1 pseudogene is annotated in these 586 nt (G+C 59.7%); it reads left to right on the top strand.

Annotation, left to right across the window (positions count from 1 at the left end):
* Positions 1–586, top strand: a pseudogene (locus EN879_RS38140) (DNA-directed RNA polymerase subunit beta'); the annotation flags it as partial.

The raw sequence follows: 586 nt of genomic DNA, 5'->3' as shown, positions 1-586 counted from the left end.
CGGCTTCCGGCGCGCCGATCATTGTGCCGTCGCAGGACATGGTTCTGGGTCTCTACTATCTCTCGATCGTCAACCAGAACGAGCCGGGCGAGGGCATGGTGTTTGCCGACATGGGCGAACTCCAGCACGCGCTCGAGACCAAGGCGGTGACGCTGCACTCCAAGATCAAGGGTCGTTTCCGCACGGTCGACGCCGACGGCAAGGTCGTGTCGAAGATCCATGACACCACGCCTGGCCGCATGATCATCGGCGAGCTTCTGCCGAAGAACGTCAACGTGCCTTACGAGACCGCCAACCAGGAGATGACCAAGAAGAACATCTCCAAGATGATCGACACCGTCTACCGCCACTGCGGTCAGAAGGAGACGGTCATTTTCTGCGATCGCATCATGGCGCTCGGCTTCAGCCATGCCTGCCGCGCCGGCATTTCGTTCGGCAAGGACGACATGCTGATCCCGGATGCCAAGATCAAGCTGGTCTCCGACACCGAGGCTTTGGCCAAGGAATACGAGCAGCAGTACAATGACGGTCTGATCACGCAGGGCGAGAAGTACAACAAGGTCGTCGACGCCTGGGCCAAGTGCTC

This window comes from Mesorhizobium sp. M7A.F.Ca.AU.002.02.1.1 (genome assembly GCF_003998535.1).
Classification (GTDB): Bacteria; Pseudomonadota; Alphaproteobacteria; order Rhizobiales; family Rhizobiaceae; genus Mesorhizobium; species Mesorhizobium ciceri.
The sequence above is the reverse complement of the archived record's forward strand: the minus strand, read 5'-3'. Positions and strand labels throughout refer to the sequence as shown.